Genomic DNA, 24,816 nt, shown 5'->3' with positions numbered 1-24,816 from the left:
AAATTCGTCAAAAACCACCTCTATTTATAATCTTAGGGAATATTCCTACGAATTCCATCTTTGACGCGATTTACATGGCACTTTAATAGACTGTGTCACATTAACGCCTAAGTTAAGTGATGGGTGGTATTTTTAAGGGAGGAAGACCACTCAATTTGTGTATGAAATGCATTGAATGAACGTAAACGTCGTATTTTCTACATTAACTTCGGTTAAAACAGAAAATACGATGAATGTGTTGGGAGATATGTTCAGTGATTCATTAGCTAACGATAATGGCGACACTACATCGGTAGGTTAAGAAATTCGTTTTGATACAACTTGTTTGCAAAGCGTTCGCGGAGCTTTGCTGGAATAAACTTCATTCGGTTTAGTTGTCTAACCAATTCTTGTGCGAAGCTCGGCGTGTGCTTCATATTCATGATGCAACCCATTAAAGAGATACTGTTCGCATCGAGAAGCTTTTTAGCTTGCTCAAGGTGGTGGGTCGACGTTTCGCCAAAAGCCACAACAAGAAGTGTACAATCGCAGGCACTCGCAACTGACTGAGCAGGGATGTTGCCTTTGTTTACATTGAGCAGTGGAGAGGTGTCGATAATTACACGGTCATACTTCTCAAGCCATTTAGATACCGCTTTTTGTAGAGTTGCTGGATCTTTATAGGCAAGTTGTGTCGATGAAACGGTAGGGGCAGGTACACCAATAAACATTCGTTGGGATTCGATATGTTCAATCAGTTGTCCCGGCTGATCATTATCAAGCAGGTGTAAATCTTTGAAACCAGGGTTGAATAGATTCAAATCTACATAAAGTGTTGAATGGCCGGCCAATAGAAATCGCTCCGCAAGAGCTGTCGCCACTGATGTTACACCGTCACCAGAGTGACAGGCAGTGACACAGATAGAGCGTTGTCCGTTTAATTCAGACGCCAAATAGATTTGCTCAACTTCGGCATGCGTTGCTGAAATAGTCATTATAACGCTCCTATCAGTACAATAGTGGTCGTGATTCTTAGGATATCTTCTAGGCCTACACGTGCTTTTTCCATAAAGCTGTCGCGACGGTCTGGAATGTAAATGGTGTCACCAGCGCGTAAAACTGGAAGATTGTAAATGTTCGCTGTTTTACTGAATTCGACTAGGTCGAACGTACGCGCTTGTCCTTGGCAACAAGACATATTCACAATGGTAATCTTCTCAACGTATGCGTTGTCAGTCGGTCCGGCAGCTTCCGCTAGGATGTCTAAAATGGTCATGTTGTCGTTGAACACATAACGGCCTGGGTTATTGATTGCGCCAAGCACACGTACAGTTTCTTCTTTTGGTTTGTCTAGCCAGTTTTTATTCTTCTCGGGGATATAAATGGTATCGCCAGTGGTGACATTCGGTAGTAACGATTCATCGCCTGTTTCAAAATACAAAGACAGATTCAGTTTGCTGACTTTAGCGTATGATTTGTCGCGGTGTGTTACGCGAATATTGTGGATGTCTGCATCACCAGTAGGGCCGTCGGCCGCAGACAAAATATCTAGGAAATGCATGTCTTTAGTGAAGCGGTAACGACCAGGAGCATTCACTTGACCGAAGATATAGATAGAGGCATCTGAACTTTGGCGAACCCACTGTGATTTATTGTCTGAAGGGTCTTGTGGTAAGTCGTGTACACGAACAATTGAACCTGCAGCGATGTAGGGCATTTGGTCACGAGGTGCACCGTTTTTGATAAACTCGTCCAAATCAAACACGACCAGTTTTCTTCCAGTTACGATTTCAATCTTTGTCGTGTCGGCACGAAGAGTTGGGCCGCCCACATGAGCAAGTAAGCCCATGAAGTTCATTTCGTCTGACCATTCAATGCGACCTGGGCGATTCACTTCTCCGATTACATTTACTGCTCGGTCTGGCGCGATCTTCAACCATGACTTCTCATTCATATCTGTTTTCTCAGGAACGAAAATCGCATCACCGGCTTTAATCGCAGGTGGGTTGGAGTTAGGTAAGCCTTCTGTGTACGCCGCTAAGTCGAATCTTAGAACTCGACCGTCCGCTTTAATGACGCGAATTTGGCGTGATTCAGCAAAACGAGTAGGACCGCCGGCATTCGCTAGAATATCCATGAAGGTTGCGCCTTTTTTACCTTCAAATGCACCCGGGGCAGCAACTTCGCCCATGACGTAAACCATATTGGCGCCAGACTTAATCTCTTCTTCTTGTTTTGGTACAAAAATAGTCGAACCTGGGCGTAACACTGGCAGTAGGCTTTCATCCCCTGAATCTAAGTAACGCTTTAGGTTAAACAGTGTAGGAGTGTTGTTTGAAATTACACGGATTTGCTCAACACTTGCGTAGCGAGTTACACCGCCAGAGCGCATCAACACATCAACAAGATCGGTATTTTCTTTATAAGTGAATGAACCAGGTGCGTTGACCTCACCAAACACTTTGATAGAACTGCGAGAATCCGCACTATCGCCAGAGTTTGCTAATTTTGCAGGGTCAAATTCTTGTTCAATATTACCAACTAGCGGTGATGCTGGTACAAACAGGGAGTCAAGAGATTGAAGTTTTGGTAGGTTAGCTTCATCGCCAGAGTCTAAAAAGCGTTTGTAGTTGAACTCTTTACGTTCTGCACCACGCTTTAAGATTAACTTGTCCAATTGAGCACCAGCACGAAGTCCGCCCGCCGCATAAAGCGCCATTTGAACACTAGAACCCAAAGCTAGTGTGTATTCGCCCGGTTGTTGAACATAACCTTGAACGTAGATGATAATTTGTTGCTCTTTCACATACACAGAAGCGTTGGATAGGTCTTTATAAGCGGTTGCTAAAGCCTCTAAAACCACTTTATTTAGCTGCTGTTTGTCGTAACCAGCAACAAATACAGCGCCAACCTCAGGTAGAGTAATTCGACCACGCTTATCAACTTGGAAGCCTTTGTTTAATGTGGTTTCACCAGGAACATTAACTTGGATAAGATCACCAACTTGAACGGCATCAGAAAACTCGTCGTTCGCCTGCAAGAATGCTGAAAAGCTTAGCGCGAACATCACGAATAAGGTGATTAATGATTTCATAGTGCACCTCCCATCTTAGCCGCATTTTCTGGTGAGATAACTTCGATACTTACTCGACGATTGGTTAAGCGTGTCCCTTCCGATTCGCCTTCAAACAGCGGTACGGTTTCACCAACCGAAACGGCTTTGATACGGCTAGGGCTCAAGCCAAATATAGTGAGGTAGCGCTCAACTTGTTTCGCTCGGCCTAAGGCGAGTTTGTCGTTGTACTCTTCTGAGCCTGTTGCATCTGCATGGCCTGTCACTATTAGCTCTAGAGACTTGTTGTCTTTTAAGATGTAAGACGCCTCGGCAAGCTTGCCCATGTATTTAGGATTCACTTCGATAGAGTTGTGTGCGAATTGATTGTCAACATTAAGTAGATCGTACAGCTGTTGGATTATCGACAACTGCATACGGAATTGGTTTTCGTTCTTAGGTGGTTCGCAACGTGCTTGCGACGTTACATAGTCGAGTTGAAGTTCAAGCTCGTTTAAGCGTTTTCTTTGGATAACCAAATCGTTCGCTGCATCAAGTAGTAGGCCACCTTGAAGTTCTCGAGCGATTCGATTTTGCTTCTCTATTGCTTGAACAACAGCAGCAGGAAAACACCAGCGTGCGCCTTCTTGGATTAAAGCATCTAGATGAAGTTTCGCAAGTTGCCAATCAAAACGTAAGCCGTGTTCTGGACCTAGAGGCTCATCAGGCATAACCGGTGAAAAATCAGCATTCTGATAATTCATCGAATCATAACTCTCTGCCAGCCCGCCAGTGCCGTGTTCTGGGTAACTTGTGCAACCCAGAACTAGCACAGACAGAGATAGGGCTATGTAGTTTTTGATTGTATTCATGCCAACGTCCTTTGTTTTTTTAACTTTTTATTATTATTTTTTGTTACTTCTAGCTTAGTGGATCTTCATGAATTTGTAGGATTTTTTGAGTTAACAGGGATAGCGTGTCCAATTCGTAGCAGATTCATAATTTCTAGCGGTTGACCTGATACGTTTTCTAATCGCATATTACGTTCACGTTCAGTTAGGCGTTTGAACATGTAAACAATCGCGCCCACACCTGACGAATCCAAAAACTCTACCTGGCTGAAATCAACTTCGATCTCAGGATGACCATCGTTTGAAATCACATCATCGATGTCCGTTTGTGCATCGCGGCTACCAGCGGCATCTAGGTCACCGTAAATAGAAAGAGTTAGTGTTGTTGTGTTTAAGTCAATCTTACGTAGTTCCATAGTCTTATCTCCTTGTTTACTTGTGTTTACCAAAGCACTGAATGTGCCAACTTTTTTATCTTTATTTTTCAATTAGTTAGAGGAGTGCATTTTGTGTGTTTCATATTGAGAAAAGCCGTTTCTCAATATGAGAACTAAAAACGGTTGGATTTTTGGGAGCTGTAACGAATTGATTTTGCGAATGAAACACAATGCTAGATAAGGTTGGTGTATTGATCGCATCTTAACCGAAAGTTTGAATGATGAATGGCTAGAAGACCTAGGATAGGACATAGAGCTGACCAAAACGCTCAATACTGAGAACTGACGATGACACAAAAGGAATTTTGAAATGAGGCTAACCAGATTGGCAATAGCAACACTGTGTGCATTTTCTGCGTTACCTTCTCATGCTTCTTATCTCCCTCCTGAACAATTGGTTCTAGCTAATACCTATAAGCAAGGCATCGATGTCTCTGAATATTGGACAAGTGAAAAACTGGACGGCATTAGGGCTCTGTGGGATGGCCAACATCTTTATACCCGAAATGGCAATCGAATTTATACGCCGAAGTGGTTTGTTCAACAGTTACCGGATGTTCACTTAGAAGGAGAATTGTGGGCAGGAAGAGGCAATTTTCATCTAGTCCAAACAACGGTCTTAGACCACACGCCAAGTGATACTGCGTGGCAGCAAATCGAATTCATGCTGTTCGATATGCCAGGCGCAGCGGGCGACTATCAGAAACGTTACTACAACATCTTGCATTGGGTAAGAGTGATAAACGAGCCGCATATTGGGTATGTGGAGCACAGACCAATTTTAAGTGAAGAGGCATTGTTTCATCAACTCGATAATGTCGATGAAAGCCAAGGCGAAGGATTGATGCTTCGTAAGATTACCAGCCGCTATCAAGCGGGAAGAAGTAATGACTTGTTAAAACTCAAACGTCATCACGATGCCGAAGCGACCGTTATTGGTTATAAAACGGGAACAGGCAAGTATAAGGGGATGATGGGCTCAATTTTGGTACACACAGAAGATGGTGTGGAGTTTTATATTGGAAGTGGCTTCACCGATAAGATGCGATTATCTCCGCCTGAAATTGGTAGTCGAATTACCTACCGTTACAATGGCTTGACTCAAAATGGCAAGCCCAAATTCGCAAGGTTCGTTAGAGAGAAAAGTGACTATTAAACACTTGTGAATAAGCATCGCGAACAAGCCTTGCTGATAACTATTTGGGATGCGGAGTAATGTTGATACGGAATAAACACGGGCACAGAATAAAAAAGAGCTCTGATAGTCAGAGCTCTTTCGCTTAATCAACATGTTTGGAAGAAATACTTAGCGAGAGCCAAACTCCAACTGTACTTCATCACTTTGTTTGTGCATCCAGTGCAAACGCATACCTAACATAATCGCTGCCGAAGACAAACCAACAATGAAGCCAATCCAGAAGCCGTGTGCGCCCATTGGTTCAACAACCCAGTCCGTCATTCCTAAGATGTAGCCAATCGGTAGACCAAGCAGCCAGTAAGCGATAAAAGTACGATTGAAGATTGAACGCATATCTTTATAACCACGAAGTGCACCCGCAGCGATAACTTGAATTGCATCTGTACATTGGTATACCGCGGCAAAAATCAGAAGCTGCATTGCGATGGTAATTACTGCTGTGTTTTCCGTGTAAAGAAGTGACACTTGCTCTCTAAACATCACGGTTAGTGCCGCTGTGATAAACGCTGTTACCAAGCCAACAATAATACCAACATGAGTCGCTATTTTAGCGCCTTCAGTGTTGTTCTCGCCCAGTTTATGACCAACACGGATACTAACCGCAGCACCAATACTCATTGGGATCATAAATACCAATGAAGAGAAGTTAATCGCAACTTGGTGTGCCGCTACGATCAATGAACCGAGTGGGGCAACTAACAGCGCAACTACCGCAAACAGTGTCACCTCGAAGAAAAGCGCTGCGGCGACTGGGAAGCCGAGCTTGAATAAACGAACTTGAGCTTTTAACTGAGGTTTATGGAATTGACCGAAAATGTTGATTTTAGCTAAGCGCTTAGAAGTCAACACATAGGTAAACAGTAAGCCAAACATGATCCAATAAACGATAGCGGTTGCCACGCCACAACCCACACCGCCAAGTGCTGGTGCACCAAGCTTACCGTAAACAAACATCCAGTTAAGCGGGATGTTCAGTAAAAGGCCGATAAAACCAATGACCATTGCAGGCTTAGTCAAAGACATACCATCAGTAAAGCTTCTTAAGGTTTGGAACAACAAGAAGGCTGGCACCGCAAACATCACGGCATTCATATAGCCGATAGTCTTTTCTGCCATTAAAGTTTCAATATCCATCAATTGCAAAATGGCTTGAGTTTGGAAAAGAACGCCAATAATTGGAATCGAAAGGACAAGCGCTAGAAATGCACCTTGCTGAATCTCAAAAGGAATCTTAATTTGACGACCAGAGCCATTCAGTTGTGCGACCACAGGCACCAACGCCATAAGTAATCCGACACCAAACAAAATCGAAGGAAGCCAGATACTTGCCGCAATTGATACCGCAGCCATATCGATAGCACTGACGCCACCGGCCATAACGGTATCAACGAAACTCATGCCGGTTTGCGCGATAGATGCGATCAATACTGGCGTCGCAAGTTTGATTAGATTTGAGGCTTCTTCTTTGTAACGATGCACAAATAACTCCAGATGAGACAGAAATAAGAGACGGAATGAATATTCAGAAGGAATCAGAGACACTGATCGTTAAGCTTCCATTGGACGAATCATAAAGAAATGTCACAATAACTGCTATAGTAAAGTGCTAAATAGGAAACTTATGTTTACAGGTATCGTTCAAGGCATGGCAACACTGGTTGCTATCAATAAAAAAGATATGTTTCAGACTCATACCATTGAGTTGACTGATGAAATGGTAGAAGGATTAGCGATTGGCGCTTCTGTTGCTCACAATGGTTGTTGTCTAACTGTGACAGAAATTTCAGGCAACCAAATCTCTTTCGACTTGATGCAAGCGACACTACGTTTAACGAATTTAGGTGCTCTAAATGTCGGCGATAAAGTGAACGTCGAGCGTGCTGCGAAATTTGGTGACGAAATTGGCGGACACAGTATGTCTGGTCATATTTCGTTAATGGCTAAGTTAGTTGAAGTCATCAAAACGGAAAACAACCGCACACTTTGGTTTGAACTACCAGAAACATCAATGAAGTATGTTCTTAGTAAAGGGTACATTGGTGTTGATGGTTGCTCACTAACGATTGGTGAAGTGGAAGATAACCGTTTCTCTGTACATTTAATCCCAGAAACACTAAATCGCACTCTATTTGGTGGCCGCGAAGTGGGCGACGAAGTAAACATCGAGTTTGACCCTCAAACCCAAGCGATTGTTGATACTGTGGAACGTGTACTAGCAAATCAGAAGTAATTAACTGACGCATTCAATTTGTGTTGTTCGATTTACGCAGATCGCTAAATTAAAAAGAGCACCGTATGTGCTCTTTTTTGGTATTGTTACCAGTGAGAATCGTGGATTAGAACACCTGTTCATCGTCGGCATCGATCGACAGATTGATTCTGTCTCGCACTTCATCGACTTGCATGTCTAGATGAATGGCATTGCAACACGCAGGGCAGTCGTCGTAAAAATCTTGGCTGCCATTGGAGGCATCGAGCGTTATATTAATACCGTGCCCGCAATGAGGGCAGGAGACATGTTTCTCTGTGTATTTCTGCATGACAAATTCTCCTCAAGCTAACTTATACCATCTGACTGCTTAACTATTGTGACAAGTATTACACAGCCTGAATCTTCTGAATGCACGCTTCTGTTTGCGCCAGATATTCACCGCCAAATTGATTACAGTGATTAAGAAGGTGGTACAAGTTGTAAATGTCTTTTCGATCAGTATAGCCAACGTCAAGCGGCATGATGCTTTGGTATCCTTCATAAAACTCGGGCGGGAAGCCTTGAAACAATTCAGTGAGCGCTAAATCGCACTCATGGTCGCCCCAATAACAAGCGGGGTCGTAACAAATAGGGCCGAATGCCGAATTAGCTACATTGCCACTCCAAAGATCACCATGGAGTAATGAAGGACGAGGGTTGTGGCCAGCAAGTCTCATATTCACCATATCAACGATGTCGTCAATATCCCCGAACTCAATACCTTTCTCTTTTAGGAGTTGGAGTTGGAAACCGATGCGTTGCTCTGAAAAGAAACGGCCCCATTTTTTATGCCAGGGATTTGGTTGAAGTGTGCTGCCGATGTAATTGTCTTGGTCGCATCCAAACTCTTTTTGCTCACCCCATTGATGAAGTTTGGCAAGCTGGACACCAAAGTCGTAACTGTTGTTGCCTGTCTCGAGTGGTTTAGTAGGCAGATAGTTAAGAATGATAAATGAACACTCTTTGGTTTTACCAATCAGCACCAGCTCAGGCACGTAGACGGTGGAAGTATCTCTTAACAAACGAAGGTTCTCAGCTTCAATCTCAAACTTAGGTAGGAACTCTCGCTGATTCACCTTTACGAAGTAGCGTTCATTACCATCGCTAATCATATAGCAATCGTTAATGTCACCACCAGGCACTTTAACGCGCTCGGTAATCTGGAAATTGAATAGAAGTGTGTCTGAAAGCTGTTGAGAAATGGCCTGCCACATAGGAAATCCTCAATGAACTGTTGGAGTAAAATACTATCGTTTGATAGCAATAGTTTAGGACAAATCTGCGTGATTTATAGACGTTCTGGTCAATGTTCTCAGCACTAGTACAAGAGAGTGCCGATCAATTAGCGGTTTTGTGAACTCGGACTGTGCGAATACCTTTGATAATTCAGTAAAAAGTGAGTTACCAACCGTGAAATAGTTGGAACAAATATCACGTGCGACACCAAATAACGTTACTTCCACTAGAAAATCATCGATAGCTTGTTAAGGTCAATACACTAATGCTAGAGAGAGTTGTTGTTAGGTTGTGGTTTGAATAGAGCGGGGACTTGTTATCGAGTGAGCTGCATAGTGTGTTTATTGATTCAATTTTGCACTGAAATACTAACAAAGATCATTTTAATACTCGTTATAGCAATAAAATGATGACAAATGACTTCATATACATAGTATTAGCCTAATACGTATTAATCTGCCTTAGAGCTTAAAACGGAGATTTATTGTGGTTGTAGAAACCGATGGCTACCTAGCTTTGATCGAGCACTTATCATTCAACCTAGATGTATTTACTAATGGTAACGGTGATACTGGAAACGAAAGTGTCGAAGACATCGTGACTGACATGATTTCAAGCAACATTATGGCGATCTTCGAGCAAAACCCTGAGCTGCATTCAAGTGTACGTTTTCAATTGCTTAAAGAAGCAGATGCCGTGGTTGCTGATTTAGGGGAAGTGCTTGCAGGTGTGTGGGCTAAGAAAGCGACGAACGAACAGATAGTATTTCTAGACGAGTACATCGCATTGGTGAAGAACCTGTTTGATACTGCAGTAGCAAAATACGATTAACCTCTATTCGTCGTTATTGACGGGACTGAAAGCGTAGCACTTCTATGAGGTTGCCCTTAATTCGATTGGTGACCTCGCAAACACACTATATACGCCTAAAGTGCCAAAATTTAGAAGCCCAATATGGGTTATCTAGTCGAGATATGATCACACCTTTCGACGTAGACGCATGTAGGAACTGGTTGTTTCCCAAATACACACCTACATGCCTAACGGTGAAAGACGTCTTGAAAAACACCAAATCTCCACTTTTTGCTTGTTCGTAAGCAATTTCAACACCTTGTTTGCTCTGATCTTTTGTCGTTCTTGGCAATGCTTGCTGCGTCGCATTTTGCACGGCAATTTGGACGAAAGCAGAACAATCCACGCCTCTGAATGAAGTTCCACCGAAATGATAAGGCACGCCTTTCCACTGCTTATAGACACTCATATAAGCATTAGTAGTCAATTGTTCTGACTTTGATAGAGGTTTATTTGCAATTTGGCTATTTTTAGAAGGAGATGGTGCTGAGCTACAAGCGGTTAATGTTGCGAAAGTTATTGTAACTGCAAGCATTTTTCTGAATTTCATATGTAACTCTTCTGAAAGAAAACTGAAATAAAAGCGTAATCAATGGCTTCTAGTATACCGACTAACTTAAGGATATCTCTTTTTGTAGTCAAACTGGATTTCGCATGACTGACACCAACTTATCAATAAAACCCTCACGATATACATTCTCGCTCATTCAAACGGTTAGTGCCGTATTTATTTCGATTCTTCTACTTGTTAGCTTTTTATCTATGGTCAGTATTCGTGGCGTAGATAGAGTAGGTGGATACTTTGATACTCTGTCTGAACAAGCTCTGCCACTCGCTCTGCATAACGCAGAATTAACCCAAAGCGTACTAGAACAAGTCAAACTTCTTACCTATAGCACTCAATCGACGGACTTAGACACGTTAAACCAAACACGTCATTTGATCGATGACCTCGTTGCTGAGAGTAACAACACGCTTAAGGAACTTCTTTTTATTTCCCAATCTTTTCCTGATGCGATTTCTCTTGAACAAAAGCAAAGCCTTATAGACGATATGGCACAGCTACAACAAATGACCAACACGGTGCTTTCTGCACAAATTGAAATACAAAGTAAGCAAAATCTGATCGACAGTAAAATTGGTGAGTTTCGTTACGGCGTAGGATCTATCGGTCCTGAAATGAATCGTATTAGCTCATTCTTAGTTGAAGATAATCCAGAAGCGAGCGATGCGGCCAACCGCTTTACGTCGAGTGCATCTGCGATGGCCAATACTTTCTTAATGTTGATGATGCAAAACGACCTTGAGAAAGCAGAAGATGAATATCGTCAATTGAGGAACCGAATCGCAGGTCTTAACTTGGCCTACAGTGATTTCTCAGATTGGCACCCGGACATTGTCGAATTCGCGAGCCTAATCGCCCCTTATGAAATGGTAAAAGAGGGCTTTACAGAAGAGGGCGTGATCAAACAAATATTGCTTAAGCTAGAGCTAGTTAAACAACAAGAGCAAAACTTAGCGCAAGTGATTGGACTTGCGAATACGGTGATTAATACGCTTAATCAACTATCGTCGACAGCGTCTCAATTGATCGATGAAAGTGAGCTGGTCGTAAATCAAACCATTACTAACATCGACCGCGTGTTATTCATTAGTGGTTTTGTGATAGCAGTGATCATTATTGCGTCATGGCTATTGCTGCGTCGTTGGATGAACAAAGGCTTAAAAAACATTACACGTCAGTTAACGTCACTTGCAGAACATGACTTCTCGAAGCAGAGTGAGTTGCTTGGCCCACTCGAACTACAAGTCATCACTTCTAAACTTAATACGGTTGTTGATTCAACGGCCGATTCTATACGTTTGGTTACTCGAAACTGCGAAACGCTTTATCAGACCGCAGAAGTGAGTCACGACGCTGCAGAGCAAACCAACTTAAGTTTGCATGAGCAGAATGAATCTCTGCAGAATATGATCACCACAATCACACAACTTGAAGCGTCTATTGGTGAAATCGCACGTATTTCAAACGCATCGAATGATGATGCTCAAGTCGCAGAAGATGAGTCAGTGAGTGGTAGCCAAGTTATTGGTTTAAACCAGGAGCGCTTACAAGCTTTAGAGCATTCGTTGAACATGAACGAACAGTCAATGGCTGATCTTGATGGACGAGTAAAGCAAATTCGTGAAATGGTCGACATGATCAGTGGTATTGCAGAAAACACCAATCTGTTGGCATTGAATGCAGCGATAGAAGCAGCGCGAGCAGGAGAACAAGGTCGTGGTTTTGCGGTAGTTGCAGATGAAGTAAGGAAATTAGCGAGTGGTACATCCCAACAAACCACCAATATCCGAAATATGATGAATGAGCTGGTGGCGGCGGCGGATCGTTCTCGTACCTCCGTGACTGAATCACGAACTGAAATGGCAAATGCACTACAAGCGAGCGGCGATGTAAAACAAGCTTTTGAAAAAATTGAAGTTGCGGTTAACCAGATTAAAGGCCGTGTGGAGCAAATTATGGTCGCAACTGAGCAACAGGCTCGTGCAACTGTTGATGTGACACACTCAATCACGCGCGTATCCGAGCAGGGAGAAAACACCAAACTGCAACTTGAATCTATGATTGAAAGCTCTGAGCAAGTGGGTGAAATCGCAGGTCATCAACAAGCTATGCTTCATAAGTATCAATTCGACGCAGAGAAATAGCCTTGCGGTTTAACACACTTAGTGCAGTCACAAGCTGCCTCGCCCGAAAATACTAAAAATCCGAAATACCCAAAGCAAAAAGGCAGAGTTCACGCTCTGCCTTTTTGCTTATAGCTAGTGTTGGAATGCTTACATAAAAAAGGTAGGCATGACGTGTTGGAAAAATATCAGCGATGCAACGCCACTGATTACCACCCAAATCAAATCGAAGCGCAGGCTCACAAGCGTACAAACAATTGCGGCCAATACTTTTGGGTTGTGTAGATCAAATTCCATATCTGGCCCTGCTCCTAATATCTCGACAGCAATAATCGCAGGTAAAACCGTAACCGGGACAAAGCGCAGCGTCTTTTTGAATCGTTCCGACATCTCAAACTTACCAGCTAAACCAATCACTGAGAACCGAATAACAAAGGTCGCCGCTGCCATCGCAAGAGTAATAAGAATAAAAGTTGTAGTATTCATTGTTATGCCACTCCACGTTCTTGAGGTAATAGGTCAGTTTGCATCGCTTCTTGTTCCGCTTGTTCAGTTGATAGGTCCATTCGGTAGCCTGCGTACACCCCAACAACGGCAGCAATGACAAGGCCAAGAGAGTAGGGAAGTTCTGCAAGAAGCACCCCAGTAAAGGTCGCGACAATGGCTGCAACAATACATTCACGGCTTTTCACTTGAGGAATCACGATAGCGATAAAGGCTGCGACCATCGCGAAATCCAATCCGTAGTTAGCAATTTCAGGGAACGAAGAACCGATCAGTGCGCCAAGGAAATCTGCCACTACCCAGTTAACCCAAAAACCACCCATTGCCGCTAAATAGAACCAGTGTCGACTTTCACCTTCTTCCTTCATCTCATTGATCGTTGCTGCATAGACCTCATCGGTAAGGCCGTAGGACATCAACATACGAACGTGAAAGGGATAGGATTTCATGTGCTCTGACATTGAAGCGCTGTATAGCATATGGCGCAGGTTTATGATGAAGGTCGTAAACATGATGACCACAATACTTGCTGATGACTGAACTAGCCCTAACGCCACCATTTGTGATGATCCGGCAAACACAGTGAAAGACCATAAGGTACTCTGAGTCACGCTCATTCCTGCGGTAATACTGACCGCTCCCACAATGAACGAAAACGGAAATGCACCAACGCATAGAGGGAAGATTGCTCTTAACCCTGCCTGGATTTGTTGTTTATTCATGACATGCTCACCCTAGATTAAAAATTCAAATTTATTTGCAAATTATGGTGAGAATCGTATTGGCGAATGAAATTATTTTCAAATCAAGATTAAAATTTATTTGATTTAGATCGATGTTTTGAAATCATCAAAATATGGATATGCCATCAAGCTATTAATAATCAACAGCTTAAAATGACTTCCATTTTTGAGATCTTTGATTGAATGGTTTTTTTAGTATTTATTGCAACTATTTTTGCATTTTATTATTTTCAGTGTTTAAACTGTAGTTGAAATATTTAGCCAATCTGAATAGGAAGAATCATGAAAGAAATCATTACAGCAAATCAAGCGCCGGAAGCCATTGGTCCATACTCACACGGTAACGCATTCGGAAACCTTGTTTTCACATCAGGTCAATTACCGGTGTGTAAAGAGAAAGGTGGTGTTGTAGAAGGTGGCGTAAGTGAGCAATCTCGTCAGTCACTGCTTAACCTCCAATATGTTTTACAAGCTGCAGGCAGCGACCTAGATCAAGTACTAAAAACAACGTGTTACTTATCAGACATTAATGACTTTGCAGCTTTCAATGAAGTGTACAAAGAGTTCTTTGAAAAAGACTGTCCTGCACGTAGCTGTTTTGCAGTGAAGGATCTTCCTTTAGGCGTGAAAATCGAAATCGAAGCGATTGCTGGTCGTAAGTAACTGCTCGTAAATAATTGAAGAATAGTGTGAGGTCCTTACTATGAAACACCAATGGCAACAGTATAAAGATATTTTGAATACCGTCGTGAAGCCAGCGCTTGGCTGTACAGAGCCCATCTCCGCAGCTTACGCTTGTTCTGTTGCGGCCAAGATGCTTGTGGGTGCTCCCGATAAAGTTCGCGTGTATGTGTCGGATAATTTATACAAAAACTCTATGGGCGTGTTTGTTCCGGGGACAGGAAAAATTGGCCTACCCATAGCTGCAGCCGTGGGTGCGATTGGTGGGGACCCACACGCTGGCTTAGAAGTGTTGGCGAACATCAGCGAAAAAGATGTCGAAAAAGCACAAGCGTTGATTGACGCAGGCCAAGTCAGCGCACACCGTAAAGATGTAGACGAATTCATCTATTGCTATGCGGAAGTAGAATCTGAAGGTCAAATAGCGGCCGTAGAAATCAGCGGCGGTCATACTCAGATCATCAAAAAAACCTTAAATGGCACAGTTCTATTCAGCCAAGATTGCGATCAAACAATACCAACAGGTTCTATCTGTGATGGAATCGATATTGATATTGGTAGCATCTACAACTTTGCCACCAGTGCGGACTTCGACGATATTGCTTTTATACTCGAAGCATCGGCTCTCAACGGCAAGCTGTCAGAAGAAGGGTTAGCTCATGCCTATGGGCTTGAAGTCGGGCGTACTATGGTACAAGGCATTCAATTAGGCCTAATGGCAGAAGACTTGATGAATAAGATCGTCATGCAAACGGCTGCCGCGTCTGATGCTCGAATGGGCGGTGCGACTCTACCTGCCATGAGTAACTTTGGTAGCGGTAACCAAGGGATAGCTGCAACAATCCCTGTCGCGGTTATTGCCGAGCACTTTAAAGCGACTCAAGAACAATTGGCACGAGCATTAATCATGAGTCACTTAGGTGCGATTTACATTAAGTCGCATTATCCACCGTTGTCTGCATTTTGTGGGAACACAGTCACGAGCGCTTCAGCGGCTATGGCGATGGTATATCTAGCAAAAGGGTCGTTTGAGCAAGGCTGCTACGCGATTCAAAATGTCCTGAGTGATTGTTCAGGCATGGTGTGTGATGGCGCTAAGTCTACCTGCGCAATGAAAGTGAAAACCTCAACCAGTGCTGCAGTTAATGGTTTCTTAATGGCAATGCGCTGTAATGAGGCACACAACCAGGGCATCGTTGCTGATGATGTTGAGACCAGTATCCGCAATATTGGAAAATTGGTTACCGCTGGTATGAGTGTTACAGACTCTACGATTATTGATATAATGTCAGCGTAATCAAACGTTTTTGATTCAAACTATTTTTAAGACGAACCGCTTGGTAATTTTTACTTAGCGGTTTTCTCGCCAAAAGAGGAAGGACTCAGTGTTCGAATTATCTCAAAGTGACTATGACATCTTGCACGCAATCGAGAACATCGTTGATGGCATCGCCGCAATGTATGGCGAGCATACCGAAGTGTTACTACACAGTTTAGATGTTCGTAATCCTTCGATTATTAAAATTGCGAATAGCCACGTCACCGGGCGAGAAGTAGGGGCTCCAATTACTAATTTAGCATTGATGAAGCTCACTCAAGGTAACGATGTTTCGGGCGCTTACATGACAAAATGTCCCGATGGCAAAACCTTACGCTCAATGACGACCATCATTCGAAACCCTCAACAACAAGCCATTGGTTTGTTGTGCATCAACACCAACCTCGACGCACCTTTTCAAGAAGTGATGCATTCACTTGTCCCTTGTTTGCTACCACATGTCGACCGTCCTCAAACAACGCCTGAAACCTTTGCGCGTAGTAATGAAGAGATGATGCACAGCTCAATTGAAACGGTAAGAGAACAGGTAAGTAACGACGCAGACATCGCGCCATCGAAGAAGAGCCGAGAGATTGTCACTCGATTGCATGAGATGGGGATTTTCGATTTAAAAGACAGCGCCCAAATCGCGGCAAAAGGACTCGATATCTCTATCCATACCATCTACCGCTACCTACGTGAACTAAAAGCCTAACGTTTGTTGGTTAGCTATCTCTCATTCTATTTGTTCTGGTTGTATCTAAATGGCTGGGTAATCAGTTTATCTAGCCTCTGTTCCTTCCCATCACGTATTTCTGGTACACCGATGCTTACCTTATCGTGACCAAGCTCGGGTTGAGCACGATACGTCTTAAACCAGATATCCCACACCGATAAGAAGAAACCAAAATTAGAGTGGGTCTCTTTGACGATGACTGAATGGTGCACTCGATGCATGTCTGGCGTAACAATGACTTTGCGAAGCTGTTTGTCGAACCATAAAGGTAAACGACCGTTGCTGTGATTGAACATGGCACTCACATTCAGTACGACCTCGAATATTACAACCGCTAGTGCCGGTACGCCCAAAACGGAAATCAACGCGACCTTAATCAACATCGATAAAATCATCTCAATTGGATGAAAGCGGGTACCCGTAGTTACGTCTATATCCAGATCGGCGTGATGAACGCGATGAAGTTTCCATAGAGCTGGTATACGGTGGAAGACGAGGTGCTGAGTGTAAATGGCAAGATCTAATAACAAGACACAAAGGAACACGGTGATTTCAAAGGGTAGGCTGACGTTATTGAACAGACCCCATTGATTTTGTTCCGCAATCAGTGCCGCTTGAAATGCCGCAACAGGTATTAATGTCGCCAGTAAAACACTGTTAAGCGCCATTAATGAGAAGTTATTTCCCCATCGAAACCACTTGTTTTGCGTTAGTTTTTTTCTAGGTGCTTGGTATTCCCACAAAGCACACAAGACAAAAGCGGTGATAAAACAGACAAGGCGAAGTAGTGATGGGTCCTGCATAAGAATTCCTTCTATCATTATCAAGCCACTGTAAGTACAATCGTGCCACTTTTCTAGTTCTATCTATCGTTATTGTCCATGAGAATTCACGCTTTCCACCGTTTGTACCAACACCGTTTATCACTTTCTACAAAGCCGTTTAACGCGCGTGGATGTAAGGTGGTGCGATGTGAGTATTGCAAAATCAAACAAGACAGTTGTATCTGCGAGCATCAACCAGACATAGATACGAACGTAGCGACCATGTTGATCTTGTCTGATAACGAAATCTTAAAACCAAGTAACACGGGCCGTTTGATAGTAGACACGGTGAAAGACAGCCATGTGTACCTTTGGTATCGAACTGAGCCAAACACAGAGATGCTTGATGTTCTTAAGGACGAAAAGTATCAACCTGTGATTGTATTCCCAGAAGACTATACCGATGACAAATCACGAGTGGTTCAAGACCTGCCGCAAATGCGTGATCCAAACAAAAAGCTACTTCTGATCTTCATCGATGGTAGCTGGCGTGAAGCAAGACGTATCTTTAGACGTTCTGAGTACCTGCAAGATTTACCTGTGTTGTCGATTGAACCTGAATCGGTTTCTCAATACATGATGCGAAAGTCAGATAATGAGCAACACCTCTCAACTGCAGAAGTAGCAAGCTTGGTATTAAAACAGGCTGGTGAAGAGCAGGGCGCAAAAACATTACAGCTCTGGTTTGAAGCATTTCGCGAAAGCTACATGCTAAGTAAGACTCGTTACAAGTCGGATCCGACCAAACCAAGCCTGAATGCTTTCATAGAGCACAGTAAAAATGAGACGTCACTCTAACCTTTAACCGCTTTGTGCTGACTTGTTGTTCAAACAGACTCAAACACGAGATAAGTTTGTTATCTATCACGGTTTGTAGGGGGAGTGTTATGGATAATGTTCCCCAGTTGTTTTATTTAAAGAGTTTATTTGCCCGAATTTAGGGAAAAATTGGAGAGATTTCATGTATTACGGCTTCGATGTTGGCGGCACTAAAATTGAATTTGGTGCATTCAATGAGAAACTTGAGCGAGTAGCGACAGAGCGCGTTCCAACACCAACAGATGACTATCAATTACTGCTGGATACGATCGCTGGTTTAGTAAAGAAATACGATAGCGAATTCTCTTGCGAAGGCAAAATCGGCCTTGGCCTTCCTGGTATGGAAAACGCAGACGACGGCACTATGCTGGTTGTTAATGTTCCTGCATCAACAGGTAAGCCATTACGTAAAGATTTAGAAGCGCTAATCGGTCGTAGCGTAAAGATCGAAAACGATGCGAACTGTTTCGCGCTTTCTGAAGCATGGGATGACGAGCTAAAAGACGAGCCATCAGTTGCAGGTCTAATTCTAGGTACAGGTTTTGGCGGCGGTTTAGTTTACGAAGGTAAGGTATTCTCTGGTCGTAACCACGTTGCCGGTGAGCTAGGCCATATGCGTCTACCTTTGGATGCATGGTTCCACCTTGGCGACAACGCACCGCTATTAGGTTGTGGTTGTGGTAAAAAAGGTTGTCTAGACAGCTACCTATCGGGCCGTGGTTTCGAATTGATTTACGAGCACTACTTTGGCGAGAAGAAGAAAGCGATTGAGATTATCCAAGCTTACAACGAAGGTGAGGCTAAAGCGGCTGAACACGTTGACCGCTTCATGGAGCTTTTAGCAATCTGCTTTGCGAACTTGTTTACTGGCCTAGATCCACACGTTGTTGCTTTGGGTGGCGGTCTTTCAAACTTCGAGCTTATCTACGAAGAAATGCCAAAGCGTGTGCCTAAGTACTTACTGTCTGTTGCTAAGTGTCCGAAGATCATCAAAGCAAAACACGGTGATTCAGGCGGCGTTCGTGGTGCTGCATTCTTAAACATCAAATAGTGATGGTTTTCAGCTAAACACATTACGCAGAATAAATAAAAATGCCGCAATCTCAAAAGAGGTTGCGGCATTTTTTATTGTTTGGTGATTAGAGCCAGTAACTCGTTATTAAGAACGAAGCTCACTAGGAAATTACTTCTTCTTTTTACCAACACCAAGGTTTTCTTTTTGCTTCAGTGTAAGCTTTGAAAAACCTAGCTTACGGAAGTAGTTGTCTTGGTAGTTACGAACCGCTTTAGTGTCTGAAATCAACTCAAGCTGCTGCTCTGTTTTTAGGTATTCAGTGATATCTATGCCTTCAGCATCCGCAACCGCTTCTTGGATCGTGCGGTGTTCTTGTTTTGAAAACAGTAACTCTTTTTCTTCGTCTTTGTACGTGTACAGAATGGTACGAGCCATGATGCGCTCCAATAGAATTTTTACTTTGGGCGCACTCTACATAAAAACCGTACGTCGCTCAAGGTAATGGTAAGAAATCTTAAGATTAACTTAGTTAATGGGTTACTTATTAAGGTTAGCTCAGAAATATAAAAGCCCCTTGCGACTAAACCATCGTAGAAGGGGCTTCGAATGTTCGAGCTCTAGTGCAATCAACATACCTTAGGCTGTTTTATTAATTAAACACGGCCTTGCAGTGGAATGATCGTCACTGTTTCACCAACTTTTACGGTATCAACCGATGGTGAAATTTCAATTAAGCAGTTTGCTTCACTCATTGAGCGCAGAATGCCTGAGCCTTGTTTACCCGTTGTCTTAACTTCAAGTACACCTGATTCGTTCATAGTAAACACACCACGACTAAATTCAGTACGACCTTGGCGAGAACGTAATTGCTCAGTAGCTACTGCATTCGCTTTTACTGGTGTCCAGTTTGTTTGGCCTTGCAGCTTGCGAATCGCTGGCTCGACAAAGTTGATGAATGACACCATTACTGCGACTGGATTGCCTGGCAAACCAAAGAATGGTTTATCTTCAATTTTACCGTAAGCAAGAGGACGCCCCGGGCGCATGTTGATACGCCAGAAGTTAATCTCACCCAATTTATCGAGCGCGAGTTTGATGTAGTCAGCGTCACCAACAGATACACCGCCAGACGTTAATACCATGTCAGTCTCTAACGACGCAGCATGAAGGACATCCATCATCTTCTGTTCGTCATCTTCAATAATGCCGTAATCAACGATGTCACAGCCCAGTTTTTGAAGCATACCAATAATAGTAAAACGGTTTGAATCGTAAATAGAATTTGGTTTTTGCTCGCTACCTGGTGCTTGAACTTCATCACCTGTCGAGAATACGCCAACTTTCACTTTACGTAGAACAGGGCAGGTACCAAAACCTAGTGATGCCATCATGCCCATTTCTGGTGCTTCGATTCTTGTACCACGAGTAAAGACAGGTTGGCCGATTTCAAGATCTTCACCCGCCATACGGACATTTTGTCCTACTGAGATTTTCGCATCTGGGAAACTAACTGTGTCACCTTCTTGAACAGCCTGCTCACGCATAACAACCACATCAACACCCTCCGGCATTGGTGCACCTGTCATGATCTTAACCGCTTCACCTTGTTGAACTGTCTTGTCGTAGCTGTGTCCTGCCATAACTTCAGCAACAACGTGGTAGCTATCCAGATCCAAATCTTCACTACGAATGGCGTAACCGTCCATTGCAGAGTTCGTGTTCTGAGGTACATTGATTGGTGAGATAACATCTTCCGCCAATACGCGACCATACCCTTGTTCTAGGGCAACAGATTCCGTCAGCTCTAGTGCATCAATACTATCAACAATCTTTTGCTGACCTTGAGTCACGGTAAGACCTGCGGGAGAGAAAGAGTCGCAACATACAATCGGTGTATTATCTTTTGATGATGAACACGCCGATGTTTTGCTTGTTTTCGATACTGGATCAAATGACTGAGCGTATTCAATGATGAAATCACGAATTGCTTCTAAGTCGCTGATTGCCATTTGTGGCAGATCAGATTCGACTTTGCTGTCTGCTGCGATAGCAATGATGTTGTCATCGTTTGGATAAAGCCAAGGTTTACCTACTTCATCACGGTGAAGCTCGATTTTAGGGAAAGCGATGTTCTTGCAGCCTTCAACCAAAATCAGATCAAGCGTGCTCGTATCGAAGCGCGTTAATAGGTAATCAAAATCCGCTTCTGCTTCCGGTGTTTCGGTCATCATCACATTACGGTTGCGAGAGCTGATCAACATTTGGTTCGCACCAGCTTTACGTAAGCGATAGCTGTCTTTGCCCGGCTTATCGACATCAAAATCGTGGTGAGCATGTTTAAGAACGCCAACTTTCAAACCTGCGTCGGTTAACAAAGGTAACAGAGCTTCAAGTACAGTTGTTTTACCTGTGCCGCTGTAGGCTGCGAAACCTAATAACGGCAGGTTAGGGCGTTGTTTTGAATCTTTCATTATTGAAGCGTTCCGAATTGGGTGAGTTCTTCTGGCGTATTAAGGTTTACAAAGCAGTTTGGTGCATCGCTGAAATCAACGTACTCAGTGACACACTCTTTGTAGAGTAAGATTATCTTGCGATCGCCACGTTCTAAAAAGGCTTCTAGCTTTGGAAGAACACGCTTGTGGAATAGGGTAAACACGGGTTGTTTAAATTCACCATCGTGAGCCACAAGAATGTCACTGTCTTCTTTTACAGCCGCACAAAAGCGTTGTACGAGATCATCACTAATTTGTGGGCTGTCACACGGGACAAAACCGACCCAATCAGTGGTCGCATTTTTAAGGCCGGCATGAATACCGCCCAATGGACCTGGATAATCAGGGAAGGAATCGGATACAACCGGAGCGAATGCTTGGTAACTTTCTAAGTTACGGTTGGCATTGATGGTGATGCTGACATCTTGTCGTGACAGCTTGTCTATTACGTATTGAATAAGCGGGGAACCGTTGAGCTCAACGAGTCCTTTATCTTTTCCGCCCATACGGCTGGCTTGTCCGCCAGCCAAAATAACCCAACTAGTTTGCGTTGGAAGCAGCATAAATATTCTCTTGTGCTTTGTTCTTTTTAATTACTTGCAGAAGCGGTGACTCAGTCAGGGTGTTGTCTTTGATCCACCATTGCTTCTTGCACAAATCGGTTAACGCGTTGGTTTGGTGACTGGTAATGACTAAACTCGCGCCTCTCTGAAGAAGATCTTCGGCCATAATCACCAATCTTTCAATAGATTCTTTGTCTAAAGAAGCACTTGGCTCGTCCATCAGCAAAATTGATGGCTTGAGAATCCAAGCTCTTGCCATTGCTACGCGTTGACGTTCACCACCAGACAACACAGAAATGTGTTCATCTGCTAGGGTTTCTAAACCTACCATCCTCAACGCGTTAATAATTTGAGCTCGCTTATCTTTTTGGCTCTCTTTATTAAAGCGAATCCCATAAGCGACATTTTGGTACACAGAACCATCAAATAGGTAAGGCGTCTGATGCAGATAGATGATGTCTTTAAATTTTAGTCGAGGAAACAGATTATGTTGCCAGCTTTGTGTCGGTGACTGAATACGGCCAGAACTCGGCTTAATCAATCCAGACAGAATTTTTAGTAGAGTGGTTTTTCCTACACCGTTATCGCCCTTAAGATAAATCGCATCGTTCGGACCGATCGACAGTTCAGGGATGTGGAACAAAACACGCTCTTTGTAGCGCATTGAAATTTGCTGCGTTGTTATTTTTATACTCATGACAGCGTTCCTAAGTTCTTAAATAGCCTTTTCCTCTCACACTCGAAAGGAAAAAGTTAAGGGCTAATGCCAGTGCCAATAAAACCATGCCTAACGCCACACCTTGAGCGAAAGCACCTTTGTGACTTTCCATTGCAATAGCAGTAGGGATGTTTCTTGTCATTCCCATAATGTTGCCGCCAACCATCATTGAACAACCGACTTCAGTGACGATGCGAGAAAACGCTGCAATGACTGCCGCCAATAGAGGAAAACGAGTTTCCCAAATCAAGGTACACGCAACACGAGTGGTTGAAACTCCCAGAGTGCGTGCCGTTTCCACAGCTCGGCGATCACTGGCTTGCAGCGCACCGTGCATCATGGCAACTAGAATAGGGAAGCAGATCAGCATCTGACCTAAAATCATAGCTTTTTGAGTGAATAGCAGTTGCCAGTCGCCCAGTGGGCCAGAACGAGAAAGCATCATGTACATCAACAAGCCAATAACCACGGTTGGTATTGCTTGTAATGTGTTGATTACAGAAAGTAACGCCCATTTCCCAGGGAATTCCGTGTAGGCCAATAAGAAAGCCATGATGATAGAGGGAACAATTACCAAAGAGATGGCGGACAAAGATACACTGAAGGACACCGCGACGATTTGCCACAGATCGTGGTCAAAATTCACCAGTAAATTCAATGCATCTAGCGTTGTTTGCCATAAGGTCATGAAGTATCTCGTGTGAATCGATAATAGGTTTTTATCGGTAATGACTGATGTTAATCATAGCTGACACAATATTAATGAGCCTTATTGGCCAGCTATTATTTCTTTACTTGTTTGGTTTGCTGACTAGTTAAGCGTAGTGCTATTTGGCAAAGAGTGAATCTTTAAACCTATTTAGCACAAGCTAAGGATTAGTCCGCGTAAGCCACAAACTACTCAGCACTTGCCACAAACAGTTGCTTGCCGTGCAGCTTAAAGTCGTTAATCAGTTTTTGACCTTTAGGATTAACTAACCAATCGCTGAACGTTTTTGCTGCTTGGTAATGAATGCTTGGGTAACGCTCTGGGTTAACTAGAATCACTTGGTAAGGGTTGAATAGGTTTTCGTCACCTTGGAAAAGGATTTTAAGATCCAATTTGTTTTGGTAAGCCAACCAAGTGCCACGGTCAGTCATTGTATAGCCTTGCATCTCTGACGCCATGTTCAGAGTAGGGCCCATGCCTTGGCCAACACTGCGGTAACCGCCAAAGTTTGGCTCCATCTTAGTTTGAGCCCAGATACCCATCTCTTTCTTATGTGTACCTGAATCGTCACCACGAGACACGAATGTGACATTGTTTGTCGCAATCGCTTTAAATACATCAGCGACTGCTTTTTGAGATTCAACTTTCGCTGGGTCACTTGCAGGGCCAACGATTACAAAATCGTTGTACATTAGTTTACGAGGAAGTACACCGTAGCCTTTCTCAACAAAGTTAGCTTCGGCTTTTGGTGCGTGTGTCATCACCAAATCCACATCGCCGTTTTCACCCATGCGAAGTGATTTACCAGTACCCGCCGCTAAAACATCAACTTTGATACCCGAATCTTTTTCGAATTCAGGCAGTAAGTAGTCCAGAAGACCTGAGTGATAAGTGCTTGTCGTTGTCGCAAGCTTGATATGAGTGGTGTCTTCTGCGCTGCTAGCCGAGTAACTGACGATAGATAGAGCTGCAATAGTTAGGGGAATTGCTTTCATTATTATTATGTCCATTTTGTTAGAAATGAATGACATGTCTTCTGTTTTAAAGGGCTCAAAGAAGGACATGTGCATAAGATGCCAATTATAGTAATTAGAAATCCTCTCCCTATAAGCAATCTTAATGCCAATAAATAATGCATCAAGTCTCATTA

The 24,816-nt window shown here is 43.3% G+C and carries 26 protein-coding genes; 9 read left to right on the top strand and 17 right to left on the bottom strand.

Features of this window, described 5'->3' with window-relative positions; translation table 11 throughout:
- Positions 1 to 284 precede the first annotated feature (284 nt).
- From L0991_05635 to L0991_05620, 4 genes are all read right to left on the bottom strand, one after another.
- On the bottom strand, positions 285 to 974 hold the full coding sequence (locus L0991_05635; protein XGB63551.1) for a CpsD/CapB family tyrosine-protein kinase: 690 nt from the start codon (positions 972 to 974) through the stop codon (positions 285 to 287).
- Positions 974 to 3,073 carry an SLBB domain-containing protein gene (locus tag L0991_05630; protein XGB63550.1) on the bottom strand — a complete coding sequence of 700 codons (2,100 nt, stop codon included), beginning with the start codon at positions 3,071 to 3,073 and terminating at the stop codon, positions 974 to 976. Before L0991_05630 ends, L0991_05635 begins: the two co-directional genes overlap by 1 nt.
- Positions 3,070 to 3,903 (bottom strand): OmpA family protein, encoded by an 834-nt coding sequence (locus tag L0991_05625; GenBank protein XGB63549.1) that lies wholly within the window; start codon positions 3,901 to 3,903, stop codon positions 3,070 to 3,072. The genes L0991_05630 and L0991_05625 overlap by 4 nt, the downstream gene beginning before the upstream one ends.
- A 65-nt stretch (positions 3,904 to 3,968) precedes the next feature.
- Positions 3,969 to 4,298: an STAS domain-containing protein gene (locus L0991_05620; GenBank protein XGB63548.1), complete on the bottom strand. Its 330-nt coding sequence runs from the start codon at positions 4,296 to 4,298 to the stop codon at positions 3,969 to 3,971.
- Between the two features lie 331 nt (positions 4,299 to 4,629).
- Between L0991_05620 and L0991_05615 the strand changes: the two genes are divergently transcribed.
- Positions 4,630 to 5,475, top strand: coding sequence for a DNA ligase (locus tag L0991_05615; GenBank protein ID XGB63547.1), 846 nt, complete (start codon positions 4,630 to 4,632; stop codon positions 5,473 to 5,475).
- Positions 5,476 to 5,625: 150 nt separating this feature from the next.
- Here L0991_05615 and L0991_05610 read toward each other — a convergent pair whose 3' ends face one another.
- Complete coding sequence (locus L0991_05610) at positions 5,626 to 6,996, bottom strand: MATE family efflux transporter (protein ID XGB63546.1); 1,371 nt, start codon at positions 6,994 to 6,996, stop codon at positions 5,626 to 5,628.
- Between the two features lie 142 nt (positions 6,997 to 7,138).
- Between L0991_05610 and L0991_05605 the strand changes: the two genes are divergently transcribed.
- On the top strand, positions 7,139 to 7,747 hold the full coding sequence (locus L0991_05605; GenBank protein ID XGB63545.1) for a riboflavin synthase subunit alpha: 609 nt from the start codon (positions 7,139 to 7,141) through the stop codon (positions 7,745 to 7,747).
- A 106-nt stretch (positions 7,748 to 7,853) separates the two neighbouring features.
- On the opposite strand, the gene L0991_05600 is transcribed toward L0991_05605, so the two are convergent.
- On the bottom strand, positions 7,854 to 8,057 hold the full coding sequence (locus L0991_05600) for a CPXCG motif-containing cysteine-rich protein (GenBank protein ID XGB63544.1): 204 nt from the start codon (positions 8,055 to 8,057) through the stop codon (positions 7,854 to 7,856).
- Between the two features lie 58 nt (positions 8,058 to 8,115).
- Positions 8,116 to 8,982, bottom strand: a complete 867-nt coding sequence (locus L0991_05595) for a fructosamine kinase family protein (protein XGB63543.1) — start codon at positions 8,980 to 8,982, stop codon at positions 8,116 to 8,118.
- Between the two features lie 508 nt (positions 8,983 to 9,490).
- On the opposite strand from L0991_05595, the gene L0991_05590 reads away from it, so the two are divergent.
- Positions 9,491 to 9,835, top strand: a complete 345-nt coding sequence (locus L0991_05590; protein ID XGB63542.1) for a DUF3802 family protein — start codon at positions 9,491 to 9,493, stop codon at positions 9,833 to 9,835.
- Positions 9,836 to 9,920: 85 nt separating this feature from the next.
- Here the strand turns inward: L0991_05590 and L0991_05585 are convergent, their stop codons facing one another.
- Positions 9,921 to 10,406, bottom strand: coding sequence for an NlpC/P60 family protein (locus L0991_05585; protein ID XGB63541.1), 486 nt, complete (start codon positions 10,404 to 10,406; stop codon positions 9,921 to 9,923).
- 104 nt (positions 10,407 to 10,510) lie between these two features.
- On the opposite strand from L0991_05585, the gene L0991_05580 reads away from it, so the two are divergent.
- Positions 10,511 to 12,565, top strand: coding sequence for a methyl-accepting chemotaxis protein (locus L0991_05580; GenBank protein ID XGB63540.1), 2,055 nt, complete (start codon positions 10,511 to 10,513; stop codon positions 12,563 to 12,565).
- Between the two features lie 129 nt (positions 12,566 to 12,694).
- On the opposite strand, the gene L0991_05575 is transcribed toward L0991_05580, so the two are convergent.
- Together L0991_05575 and L0991_05570 are read right to left on the bottom strand one after the other, a co-directional pair.
- A complete protein-coding gene (locus L0991_05575) occupies positions 12,695 to 13,030 on the bottom strand; it encodes an AzlD domain-containing protein (GenBank protein ID XGB63539.1) in 336 nt (111 codons plus the stop codon).
- A gap of 2 nt (positions 13,031 to 13,032) precedes the next feature.
- Positions 13,033 to 13,770, bottom strand: a complete 738-nt coding sequence (locus L0991_05570) for an AzlC family ABC transporter permease (protein ID XGB63538.1) — start codon at positions 13,768 to 13,770, stop codon at positions 13,033 to 13,035.
- 303 nt (positions 13,771 to 14,073) lie between these two features.
- On the opposite strand from L0991_05570, the gene L0991_05565 reads away from it, so the two are divergent.
- The 3 genes from L0991_05565 to L0991_05555 all read left to right on the top strand — a co-directional run bounded on the left by L0991_05565 (position 14,074) and on the right by L0991_05555 (position 16,505).
- A complete protein-coding gene (locus L0991_05565; protein ID XGB63537.1) occupies positions 14,074 to 14,454 on the top strand; it encodes a RidA family protein in 381 nt (126 codons plus the stop codon).
- Positions 14,455 to 14,494: 40 nt separating this feature from the next.
- A complete protein-coding gene (locus L0991_05560) occupies positions 14,495 to 15,769 on the top strand; it encodes an L-serine ammonia-lyase, iron-sulfur-dependent, subunit alpha (GenBank protein ID XGB63536.1) in 1,275 nt (424 codons plus the stop codon).
- Between the two features lie 88 nt (positions 15,770 to 15,857).
- Entirely contained in the window at positions 15,858 to 16,505 is a 648-nt protein-coding gene (locus tag L0991_05555) for a PAS domain-containing protein (protein ID XGB63535.1), read from the top strand.
- A 26-nt stretch (positions 16,506 to 16,531) separates the two neighbouring features.
- On the opposite strand, the gene L0991_05550 is transcribed toward L0991_05555, so the two are convergent.
- On the bottom strand, positions 16,532 to 17,329 hold the full coding sequence (locus L0991_05550) for a sterol desaturase family protein (protein XGB63534.1): 798 nt from the start codon (positions 17,327 to 17,329) through the stop codon (positions 16,532 to 16,534).
- Between the two features lie 72 nt (positions 17,330 to 17,401).
- Between L0991_05550 and L0991_05545 the strand changes: the two genes are divergently transcribed.
- Positions 17,402 to 18,148, top strand: coding sequence for a DTW domain-containing protein (locus L0991_05545; protein ID XGB63533.1), 747 nt, complete (start codon positions 17,402 to 17,404; stop codon positions 18,146 to 18,148).
- 163 nt (positions 18,149 to 18,311) lie between these two features.
- Entirely contained in the window at positions 18,312 to 19,220 is a 909-nt protein-coding gene (gene nagK, locus L0991_05540; GenBank protein XGB63532.1) for an N-acetylglucosamine kinase, read from the top strand.
- A 132-nt stretch (positions 19,221 to 19,352) separates the two neighbouring features.
- Here nagK and L0991_05535 read toward each other — a convergent pair whose 3' ends face one another.
- The 6 genes from L0991_05535 to L0991_05510 all read right to left on the bottom strand — a co-directional run bounded on the left by L0991_05535 (position 19,353) and on the right by L0991_05510 (position 24,661).
- Entirely contained in the window at positions 19,353 to 19,619 is a 267-nt protein-coding gene (locus tag L0991_05535) for a DUF2960 domain-containing protein (GenBank protein ID XGB63531.1), read from the bottom strand.
- A gap of 218 nt (positions 19,620 to 19,837) precedes the next feature.
- Entirely contained in the window at positions 19,838 to 21,655 is a 1,818-nt protein-coding gene (locus tag L0991_05530) for a bifunctional molybdopterin-guanine dinucleotide biosynthesis adaptor protein MobB/molybdopterin molybdotransferase MoeA (protein ID XGB63530.1), read from the bottom strand.
- Positions 21,655 to 22,239 carry a molybdenum cofactor guanylyltransferase MobA gene (mobA, locus tag L0991_05525; protein ID XGB63529.1) on the bottom strand — a complete coding sequence of 195 codons (585 nt, stop codon included), beginning with the start codon at positions 22,237 to 22,239 and terminating at the stop codon, positions 21,655 to 21,657. The genes L0991_05530 and mobA overlap by 1 nt, the downstream gene beginning before the upstream one ends.
- Positions 22,217 to 22,936 (bottom strand): energy-coupling factor ABC transporter ATP-binding protein, encoded by a 720-nt coding sequence (locus L0991_05520; protein ID XGB63528.1) that lies wholly within the window; start codon positions 22,934 to 22,936, stop codon positions 22,217 to 22,219. The genes mobA and L0991_05520 overlap by 23 nt, the downstream gene beginning before the upstream one ends.
- A 10-nt stretch (positions 22,937 to 22,946) precedes the next feature.
- Complete coding sequence (locus tag L0991_05515) at positions 22,947 to 23,645, bottom strand: ABC transporter permease (protein XGB63527.1); 699 nt, start codon at positions 23,643 to 23,645, stop codon at positions 22,947 to 22,949.
- Positions 23,646 to 23,854: 209 nt separating this feature from the next.
- Positions 23,855 to 24,661 (bottom strand): substrate-binding domain-containing protein, encoded by an 807-nt coding sequence (locus L0991_05510; GenBank protein ID XGB63526.1) that lies wholly within the window; start codon positions 24,659 to 24,661, stop codon positions 23,855 to 23,857.
- Positions 24,662 to 24,816 lie beyond the last annotated feature (155 nt).

This window comes from Vibrio chagasii (assembly GCA_041879415.1).
Lineage (GTDB): Bacteria > Pseudomonadota > Gammaproteobacteria > Enterobacterales > Vibrionaceae > Vibrio.
This window is presented reverse-complemented; position numbering and strand designations above follow the sequence as displayed.

Bases quoted from the DNA above. Each gene is read 5' to 3' on its own strand.
- L0991_05635 (XGB63551.1), bottom strand. From the start codon at position 974: ATGACTATTTCAGCAACGCATGCCGAAGTTGAGCAAATCTATTTGGCG.
- L0991_05630 (XGB63550.1), bottom strand. From the start codon at position 3,073: ATGAAATCATTAATCACCTTATTCGTGATGTTCGCGCTAAGCTTTTCA.
- L0991_05625 (XGB63549.1), bottom strand. From the start codon at position 3,903: ATGAATACAATCAAAAACTACATAGCCCTATCTCTGTCTGTGCTAGTT.
- L0991_05620 (XGB63548.1), bottom strand. From the start codon at position 4,298: ATGGAACTACGTAAGATTGACTTAAACACAACAACACTAACTCTTTCT.
- L0991_05615 (XGB63547.1), top strand. From the start codon at position 4,630: ATGAGGCTAACCAGATTGGCAATAGCAACACTGTGTGCATTTTCTGCG.
- L0991_05605 (XGB63545.1), top strand. From the start codon at position 7,139: ATGTTTACAGGTATCGTTCAAGGCATGGCAACACTGGTTGCTATCAAT.
- L0991_05600 (XGB63544.1), bottom strand. From the start codon at position 8,057: ATGCAGAAATACACAGAGAAACATGTCTCCTGCCCTCATTGCGGGCAC.
- L0991_05595 (XGB63543.1), bottom strand. From the start codon at position 8,982: ATGTGGCAGGCCATTTCTCAACAGCTTTCAGACACACTTCTATTCAAT.
- L0991_05585 (XGB63541.1), bottom strand. From the start codon at position 10,406: ATGAAATTCAGAAAAATGCTTGCAGTTACAATAACTTTCGCAACATTA.
- L0991_05580 (XGB63540.1), top strand. From the start codon at position 10,511: ATGACTGACACCAACTTATCAATAAAACCCTCACGATATACATTCTCG.
- L0991_05575 (XGB63539.1), bottom strand. From the start codon at position 13,030: ATGAATACTACAACTTTTATTCTTATTACTCTTGCGATGGCAGCGGCG.
- L0991_05570 (XGB63538.1), bottom strand. From the start codon at position 13,770: ATGAATAAACAACAAATCCAGGCAGGGTTAAGAGCAATCTTCCCTCTA.
- L0991_05565 (XGB63537.1), top strand. From the start codon at position 14,074: ATGAAAGAAATCATTACAGCAAATCAAGCGCCGGAAGCCATTGGTCCA.
- L0991_05560 (XGB63536.1), top strand. From the start codon at position 14,495: ATGAAACACCAATGGCAACAGTATAAAGATATTTTGAATACCGTCGTG.
- L0991_05550 (XGB63534.1), bottom strand. From the start codon at position 17,329: ATGCAGGACCCATCACTACTTCGCCTTGTCTGTTTTATCACCGCTTTT.
- nagK (XGB63532.1), top strand. From the start codon at position 18,312: ATGTATTACGGCTTCGATGTTGGCGGCACTAAAATTGAATTTGGTGCA.
- L0991_05535 (XGB63531.1), bottom strand. From the start codon at position 19,619: ATGGCTCGTACCATTCTGTACACGTACAAAGACGAAGAAAAAGAGTTA.
- L0991_05530 (XGB63530.1), bottom strand. From the start codon at position 21,655: ATGAAAGATTCAAAACAACGCCCTAACCTGCCGTTATTAGGTTTCGCA.
- mobA (XGB63529.1), bottom strand. From the start codon at position 22,239: ATGCTGCTTCCAACGCAAACTAGTTGGGTTATTTTGGCTGGCGGACAA.
- L0991_05520 (XGB63528.1), bottom strand. From the start codon at position 22,936: ATGAGTATAAAAATAACAACGCAGCAAATTTCAATGCGCTACAAAGAG.
- L0991_05515 (XGB63527.1), bottom strand. From the start codon at position 23,645: ATGACCTTATGGCAAACAACGCTAGATGCATTGAATTTACTGGTGAAT.
- L0991_05510 (XGB63526.1), bottom strand. From the start codon at position 24,661: ATGAAAGCAATTCCCCTAACTATTGCAGCTCTATCTATCGTCAGTTAC.